Source organism: Burkholderia sp. HAN2018, assembly GCF_024704855.1.
Lineage (GTDB): Bacteria > Pseudomonadota > Gammaproteobacteria > Burkholderiales > Burkholderiaceae > Burkholderia > Burkholderia cepacia.
On sequence record NZ_QOBB01000296.1, the window covers coordinates 1 to 7,408 of the forward strand.

Below are 7,408 nucleotides of genomic sequence, written 5' to 3' on the forward strand. Positions count from 1 at the left end.
GGCGGCCGGCATGCTGCCCGTGCCGCCCTGCTCCGCTGCCGGCACTACGCGCGGCACTCCGCCGGCGCATATTTCGCAGGCAGCGTCGCGGCATCGCCCGGCAACGGCCCGGCTCCCGGCGCCGGCAGCGACGACGCGTCCTTGCCGGCGGCGAAGCACTCCCACGCGATCGCGCCGGCCTGCATCGCGCCCTTTTTGAGCGGCACGCGTGCGGTGGGCGCGTCGGCCTTGTCGGGCGCGGACGGCACGAGCACCAGCGTATTGGCGCCCGCCGCCGCGACGCGCGTGGTGAAGGCGACCGTGATCTGGCCGGTCTCGCCGTCGATCGCGACGGATTCGACGTTGCGGGTCGCGGCCGGCGGGCTGTAGCCGCCGTCGAGGCCCGCGCCGCTCGCGGCGTTGTCGGCGACGGCCAGCCGCGCGGACGACGCGAGCGCGAGCCCCTCGCCGACACGCGAGCGCGCAAGGTAATCCTGGTACGCGGGAATCGCATAGGCGGCGATCACGCCGACGATCGCGAGCACGATCATCAGTTCGATCAGCGTGAAGCCGGCCGGCCGCCAGCGCGGCGGCGACCGGTTTGCGCGCCGCAGGTCGGCGGCAACACGACGGAACAGGGAAACGGAAAAGGCTTCGAACATGGCAGGCTCCGGAAACGAAAAACGCCTGCCGTTAAAGGCAGGCGTCTCGATCGTAGCCAGCAGGCCGCGAATCCGGCAGTCGGCCGGATGGCCAGTGTCAGTGTGCGCGCGGTGCGCCGCTGCGCCGCCTGAGCGCGTAACCGATCGCCACCACAAACAGCGCGCCCGCGATGCTCGCACCGTAGAGCACCGGCTGCGTGTCGAGCACCGGCCAGCGGTCGCCGACCGGGTCGTTCACGATCAAGCCGCCCGCGATCCAGCCGAGCAGCCCGGCGCCGAGCGCCACGACGATCGGGAAACGGTCGAGCAGCTTCAGCACCAGCGTGCTGCCCCACACGATGATCGGCACGCTGACGACGAGCCCGAAGATCACGAGCGGGATCCGGTGCGACGGGTCGGCCTGCTCGGCCGCGCCGGCGATCGCGATCACGTTGTCGAGGCTCATCACGGCGTCGGCGATCACGATCGTCTTCACGGCGTCCCACAGCCGGCTGGCCGGCTTGATGTCGTCGTGCGCGTCGGCGGCCGGCGCCATCAGCTTGATGCCGATCCACAGCAGCAGCAACCCGCCGCCGAACTTCAGGAACGGCACGTCGAGCAGCGCAACCGCGAACGTGATCAGCGCGACGCGCAGCAGGATCGCACCCGCGGTGCCCCAGACAACACCGCGCAGCCGCTGGTTCGCGGGCAGGTTGCGGCATGCGAGCGCGATGACGACGGCGTTGTCGCCGCCGAGCAGGATATCGATGATGACGATCTGGAGCACGGCGCCCCAGTGCAGCGACGTCAGGAATTCGAGCATGGGGTGATGTGCAGGACAGTGGCGGCCTGGCAGGCGGCCTGGTTCATCGCCGGCACATGCACGACGCATGCCCGGTGGGTGCTTACGAATTCATTGCGCGAGCATAACAAAAAACGCCGGCTAGGCCGGCGTTTTTTGCAGGACGAACCCAGGGGGAAATATTACAGCGCCTTCTTCAGCAGACGGCCCATTTCCGACGGGTTGCGCGTGACGGTGATGCCGCACGCTTCCATGATTTCCAGCTTCGCTTCGGCCGTATCCGCACCGCCCGAGATCAGCGCGCCGGCGTGGCCCATGCGCTTGCCCGGAGGCGCCGTGACGCCAGCGATGAAGCCGACGACCGGCTTCTTCATGTTGTCCTTGATCCACTCGGCGGCATTGGCTTCGTCCGGACCGCCGATTTCGCCGATCATCACGACTGCGTCCGTATCCGGATCGTCGTTGAACATCTTCATCACGTCGATGTGCTTCAGACCGTTGATCGGGTCGCCGCCGATACCGACTGCCGACGACTGGCCGAGGCCGAGTGCCGTCAGCTGCGCGACGGCTTCATACGTCAGCGTGCCCGAACGCGACACGACGCCGATGCGGCCCTTGCGGTGGATGTGACCCGGCATGATGCCGATCTTCAGTTCGTCCGGCGTGATCGTGCCCGGGCAGTTCGGCCCGAGCAGCAGCGTCTTGCGGCCTTCGCGACGCATGCGGTCCTTCACTTCGATCATGTCGCGCACGGGAATGCCTTCCGTGATGCAGATCGCGAGATCGAGGTCGGCTTCGACCGCTTCCCAGATCGCAGCAGCTGCGCCTGCCGGCGGAACGTAGATGACCGACACGGTCGCGCCGGTTTCTGCCTTCGCTTCCTTGACGCTCGCGTAGATCGGAATGCCTTCGAAATCTTCGCCGGCCTTCTTCGGGTTCACGCCCGCGACGAATGCTTCGCGGCCGTTTGCGTATTCACGGCAGGCGCGCGTATGGAACTGACCGGTCTTGCCGGTAATGCCCTGCGTGATGACCTTCGTGTCCTTGTTGATCAGAATCGACATGTATTTTGACCTCTGTTCGATTGGCGTCGCGTGCAAGCCGCGCCGCCATACCTATTCATTGAGCGCGCTTACTTGCCTGCGGCAGCCGCGACAACCCTCTGCGCAGCTTCTTCCATGCTGTCCGCCGAGATGATCGGCAGGCCCGAATCGGCCAGCATCTTCTTGCCGAGGTCTTCGTTCGTGCCCTTCATGCGCACGACGAGCGGCACGTTCAGGTTCACGGCCTTCGAACCGGCGATCACGCCTTCCGCGATCACGTCGCAGCGCATGATGCCGCCGAAGATGTTCACGAGGATCGCCTTCAGGTCCGGGTTCTTCAGCATCAGCTTGAACGCTTCCGTGACCTTCTCCGTCGTCGCACCACCGCCGACGTCCAGGAAGTTCGCCGGTTCGCCGCCGAACAGCTTGATGGTGTCCATCGTCGCCATCGCGAGGCCTGCGCCGTTCACGAGGCAGCCGATGTTGCCGTCGAGCGAGATGTACGCGAGGTCGAACTTCGACGCTTCGATTTCAGCCGGATCTTCTTCGTCCAGGTCGCGGTACGCGACGATTTCCGGGTGACGGAACAGCGCGTTCGAGTCGAAGTTGAACTTCGCGTCGAGTGCGATGACCTTGCCGTCGCCGGAGACGTTCAGCGGGTTGATTTCAGCCAGCGATGCATCGGTTTCCCAGAATGCCTTGTACAGGCCTTGCAGGATCGCGCGCGCTTGCGGAATCGAAGCAGCCGGCACGCCGATCTTCGCGGCGAGGTCGTCAGCCTGGGCGTCGAGCAGGCCCGTCGACGGCTCGACGATGACCTTGTGGATCAGTTCCGGGTGCTTTTCGGCGACTTCCTCGATGTCCATGCCGCCTTCGCTCGAACCCATCAGCACGATCTTTTGCGAGATGCGGTCGACGACGAGGCTGACATACAGTTCCTGCTTGATGTCCGCGCCTTCTTCGATCATCAGACGGTTGACCTTCTGGCCTTCCGGACCGGTCTGGTGCGTGACGAGCTGCATGCCGAGGATCTGGTTCGCGTATTCGCGGACCTGCTCGATCGACTTCGCCACCTTCACGCCGCCGCCCTTGCCACGGCCACCCGCGTGAATCTGAGCCTTCACGACCCATACCGGGCCGCCGAGCTCTTCTGCCACCTTGACGGCCTCGTCAACCGAGAACGCCGGCTTGCCGCGCGGTACCGCGACTCCGAATTTCCGCAGGATTTCCTTACCCTGGTACTCGTGAATCTTCATGCGTGATTCCCTTCAGTCTGAGAGTTGGATGAAAAGTCGCTTTAGACGCTTCTTCGAATGATTTCCGTTCATTCCTTCGTGCTGCCATCACCGGGCAAATCCGGCCGAAGCGGGCCATACCACCGCGGGTAATACTGCCGCACGACCTCGCCGTCGAACCGCAACGCCCGGCAGCGGCCGAGCTGGAAAGGCGGTTCGGCGTGCACGTCGCCCTGATCCGGCCCTTCGCCGCCCTCCTCGCGCACGTTCCACACGTCACCGGCGAACGCCTGGATCGCTGCCGTCGGCAGCACGGCGCACAGTTCGGTGAGATGGGAACAGCCTGCGACGCCGGCGAGCAGCCGGTTCGCGTTGCGGCGGAAATTGCGGAAGAGGTTGAGCCCGATGAGGGCCCGATAGGCGGGGGAAGCGGATTGACAGTGACCGGGATAGGGAACCCATTCCGAAGACGCTTCGGCGTCGACGACATTGAGGTCACGATCGATAGTCACGCGCAGCCAGAGTTCGTGGATCGGCAGGCCCTGGGGCCGGATGCCCGACGCAAGCGCGACATCGCGCGGCTTGTGGTCGGTCAGGCAGGCTTCGATGTCCCACAAGCCGTCGCCGCGCTCGTAAGCTTCCGCTCGGATTGCGCGTCGATGTCGCAACTGACGGGGCACGGGCTCGGATAGCGGCATGCTGGAGGTTGAGGCCGAAGAGGAAAACCCACGGATTTTAGCATATTGGGTATTTGAGACACTTTGACGCGACGGCGGGTATTCCCGCCTGTCCGGAAGCAGTTGCGTTGCAGCAAAATCGCGCGCCACGCGCGCGATCGGCACGGTCAGTCGTCGATCGGGAAATCGTCGCCGACCTTCAGCAACTTCACGATGGTCGCGCTCGAGAAGCCCCGCGCGGCGAGAAAGCGCGCCTGCTTCGCCCGCTCGGCCGGCGTTTGCGGCAGTGCACCGAATTTCTTGCGCCAGACCGCCTGCGCACGCGCCCATTCGGTCTCGCGAAGCTGCGCGTTCACCTCCTCGACGAGCGTGTCGCCGACCGCATGGCGCTTCAGCTCGCTGACGATGCGTGCGACGCCGACACGCGACGCGCGGCGATGCACGAGACTCTCGGCAAAACGCGCATCGGACAGCCAGCCTTCCTGTTCCAGCGCATCGAGCACGGGTTCGACGGATTCGTCTTCGCCGACGTAGGGCGCGAGCTTGCGCGCGAGTTCCGCGCGGCTGTATTCACGCCTGGACAGATAGCCAAGCGCACGCCCCTTCAAGGACCGCGGCGGCTTCGACGATTTACGTTCGCCGGCGGCGGGCGCATCACCGGAAGACGTGCCGGCAGAAGCACCCGACGCTCGACGCGTGCGGCGCGGATGCTGGCTGCTGCGCGTGTAGACATCTTCCCTGGCCGGCGCCGACGCATCGGCTGTGCGATCGCCAGGGAAACTGACACCGGAGACGCGACGACGGGAGCGGTCGTGCGCGTCGAACGATTCATCGTCGTCGAACGGATCGTCCGGTGCGGCAATCTCAAACGAAACGAGGGCATCGTCGGATGCCCTCGTCGCGGTGCGGTTCGCGGCATGGCTGCCCGCGACCCGCCGATCGGCGCTCGAGGATCCGGCTCGCCGGCCGGGACGACCCGCCGCTTCGGGCGCGTCGCTCTCCTCCGGCTCGCCAGCCTGACCTCGGCGCCCGACCATCACTCTTCTTCGTCCACCGCCTCGGCTTCGTTGCCTGCACCATCGGGCATTGCGACGACGCCGAGCGATTCGCGGATGCGGTTCTCGATCTCGCGCGCGATTTCCGGATTCTCGCGCAGGAATTCACGCGCGTTGTCCTTGCCCTGGCCGATCTTCTCGCCGTTGTAGCTGTACCAGGCGCCGGCCTTGTCGACGATCTTCGCCTGCACGCCGAGATCGATGATCTCGCCCTGACGCGAAATGCCTTCGCCATACAGGATGTCGAAGATCGCTTCGCGGAACGGCGGCGACACCTTGTTCTTGACGACCTTCACGCGGGTTTCGTTGCCGATCACCTCGTCGTTCTTCTTGATCGAGCCGATCCGGCGGATGTCGAGACGCACCGACGCATAGAACTTCAGCGCGTTACCGCCCGTCGTGGTTTCCGGGTTGCCGAACATCACGCCGATCTTCATACGAATCTGGTTGATGAAGATCACCAGGCAGTTCGTGCGCTTGATCGTGCCGGTCAGCTTGCGCAGCGCCTGCGACATCAGGCGGGCCTGCAGGCCCGGCAGCGAATCGCCCATCTCGCCTTCGATTTCGGCCTTCGGCACGAGCGCCGCGACCGAGTCGATGACGATCATGTCGATCGAGCCCGAGCGCACCAGCGCATCGGTGATTTCCAGCGCCTGCTCGCCGGTGTCCGGCTGCGAGATCAGCAGCTCCGGCACATTCACGCCGAGCTTCGACGCGTACTGGACGTCGAGCGCGTGCTCGGCGTCGATGAACGCTGCGGTGCCGCCCAGCTTCTGCAGCTCGGCGATGACCTGCAGCGTGAGCGTGGTTTTACCGGACGATTCCGGGCCGTAGATCTCGACCACCCGGCCGCGCGGCAGGCCGCCGACGCCAAGCGCGATGTCGAGACCCAGCGAACCCGTGGAGACGACCTGGATATCTTCCGCCGCCTCGCCGTCGCCCATGCGCATGATCGAGCCCTTGCCGAACTGCTTCTCGATCTGGGCAAGCGCGGCGGCCAGCGCCTTGCTCTTCTCGGCGGTCATCCCGGAGCCCTTCTTGCTATCTTCCATGAATCGTCCTTTGCTATGATGAGCAGCGTCTGTCAGAGGCGCGCCCGCTTTCAAGCGCTGCCCACGAATGCAGACACTGTATAAAAAAACAGTGTTTTGTGCAAGCCCGCAATGCAGGCTGCGTTGTACACGAATAACTTCGGAGACAGCCGGCCGGCGCGAACGCCCCGCCGGCCATCGGTCAGCACCATGCGAATTCTCATCGCGGAAGACGACAGCATACTCGCGGACGGCCTCACCCGGTCACTCCGCCAATCGGGCTATGCGGTCGACCACGTGAAGAGCGGCGTCGATGCCGATACGGCACTGTCGATGCAGACGTTCGACCTGCTGATCCTCGACCTCGGGCTCCCGAAAATGTCCGGGCTCGACGTGCTCAAGCGCCTGCGCGCCCGCAATTCCAACCTCCCCGTGCTGATCCTGACGGCCGCCGACAGCGTCGACGAGCGCGTGAAGGGGCTCGACCTCGGCGCCGACGACTACATGGCCAAGCCGTTCGCGCTCAACGAGCTCGAGGCGCGCGTGCGCGCGCTGACCCGGCGCGGTGCGGGCGGCGGCCCGACCGTCGTGCGCCACGGCTCGCTCGCGTTCGACCAGGTCGGCCGCATCGCGTATGCGAACGATCGCGTGCTCGACCTCTCCGCGCGCGAGCTCGGCCTGCTCGAGGTGCTGCTGCAGCGGATCGGCCGGCTCGTGTCGAAGGAGCAGCTCGTCGACCATCTGTGCGAATGGGGCGAGGAAGTCAGCAACAACGCGATCGAAGTCTACGTGCACCGGCTGCGCAAGAAGATCGAACCCAGCGGCGTACGGATCTCGACCGTGCGCGGCCTCGGCTACTGCCTCGAGAAGGCGGCGCCGGCCACGCCCGCCGACTCGGCCGCGCCCCAGCCCGCGGTGGCCGGCACGCCGCTGCGCTGACCCCGG

Annotated in this window: 8 protein-coding genes; 1 reads left to right on the plus strand and 7 read right to left on the minus strand. The window is 65.7% G+C overall.

Annotated elements, in window-relative coordinates:
• Positions 1 to 44: 44 nt before the first annotated feature.
• The 7 genes from DPV74_RS37170 to recA form a co-directional block, all read right to left on the minus strand.
• Positions 45 to 641, minus strand: coding sequence for a pilin (locus tag DPV74_RS37170; RefSeq protein ID WP_119338994.1), 597 nt, complete (start codon positions 639 to 641; stop codon positions 45 to 47).
• A gap of 97 nt (positions 642 to 738) precedes the next feature.
• A complete protein-coding gene (locus tag DPV74_RS37175) occupies positions 739 to 1,443 on the minus strand; it encodes a TerC family protein (RefSeq protein WP_027789215.1) in 705 nt (234 codons plus the stop codon).
• A 161-nt stretch (positions 1,444 to 1,604) separates the two neighbouring features.
• A complete protein-coding gene (gene sucD / locus DPV74_RS37180) occupies positions 1,605 to 2,486 on the minus strand; it encodes a succinate--CoA ligase subunit alpha (RefSeq protein WP_006477916.1) in 882 nt (293 codons plus the stop codon).
• 68 nt (positions 2,487 to 2,554) lie between these two features.
• On the minus strand, positions 2,555 to 3,721 hold the full coding sequence (gene sucC, locus DPV74_RS37185) for an ADP-forming succinate--CoA ligase subunit beta (protein WP_119338995.1): 1,167 nt from the start codon (positions 3,719 to 3,721) through the stop codon (positions 2,555 to 2,557).
• Between the two features lie 68 nt (positions 3,722 to 3,789).
• The gene (locus tag DPV74_RS37190) at positions 3,790 to 4,398 is read right to left on the minus strand and encodes a DUF2889 domain-containing protein (protein ID WP_060083079.1); all 609 of its coding nucleotides are present in this window, start codon (positions 4,396 to 4,398) and stop codon (positions 3,790 to 3,792) included.
• 146 nt (positions 4,399 to 4,544) lie between these two features.
• Positions 4,545 to 5,414 carry a recombination regulator RecX gene (recX, locus tag DPV74_RS37195; RefSeq protein ID WP_060174913.1) on the minus strand — a complete coding sequence of 290 codons (870 nt, stop codon included), beginning with the start codon at positions 5,412 to 5,414 and terminating at the stop codon, positions 4,545 to 4,547.
• Positions 5,414 to 6,484 carry a recombinase RecA gene (gene recA, locus DPV74_RS37200; RefSeq protein ID WP_021160193.1) on the minus strand — a complete coding sequence of 357 codons (1,071 nt, stop codon included), beginning with the start codon at positions 6,482 to 6,484 and terminating at the stop codon, positions 5,414 to 5,416. Before recA ends, recX begins: the two co-directional genes overlap by 1 nt.
• 189 nt (positions 6,485 to 6,673) lie before the next feature.
• Between recA and DPV74_RS37205 the strand changes: the two genes are divergently transcribed.
• Positions 6,674 to 7,402, plus strand: a complete 729-nt coding sequence (locus DPV74_RS37205; protein WP_059649778.1) for a response regulator transcription factor — start codon at positions 6,674 to 6,676, stop codon at positions 7,400 to 7,402.
• The last annotated feature ends 6 nt before the right edge of the window (positions 7,403 to 7,408 follow it).

Excerpts from the sequence above, each read along its gene's own strand:
- DPV74_RS37170 (WP_119338994.1), bottom strand. The coding sequence starts at position 641 with ATGTTCGAAGCCTTTTCCGTTTCCCTGTTCCGTCGTGTTGCCGCCGAC.
- DPV74_RS37175 (WP_027789215.1), bottom strand. The coding sequence starts at position 1,443 with ATGCTCGAATTCCTGACGTCGCTGCACTGGGGCGCCGTGCTCCAGATC.
- sucD (WP_006477916.1), bottom strand. The coding sequence starts at position 2,486 with ATGTCGATTCTGATCAACAAGGACACGAAGGTCATCACGCAGGGCATT.
- sucC (WP_119338995.1), bottom strand. The coding sequence starts at position 3,721 with ATGAAGATTCACGAGTACCAGGGTAAGGAAATCCTGCGGAAATTCGGA.
- DPV74_RS37190 (WP_060083079.1), bottom strand. The coding sequence starts at position 4,398 with ATGCCGCTATCCGAGCCCGTGCCCCGTCAGTTGCGACATCGACGCGCA.
- recX (WP_060174913.1), bottom strand. The coding sequence starts at position 5,414 with ATGGTCGGGCGCCGAGGTCAGGCTGGCGAGCCGGAGGAGAGCGACGCG.
- recA (WP_021160193.1), bottom strand. The coding sequence starts at position 6,484 with ATGGAAGATAGCAAGAAGGGCTCCGGGATGACCGCCGAGAAGAGCAAG.
- DPV74_RS37205 (WP_059649778.1), top strand. The coding sequence starts at position 6,674 with ATGCGAATTCTCATCGCGGAAGACGACAGCATACTCGCGGACGGCCTC.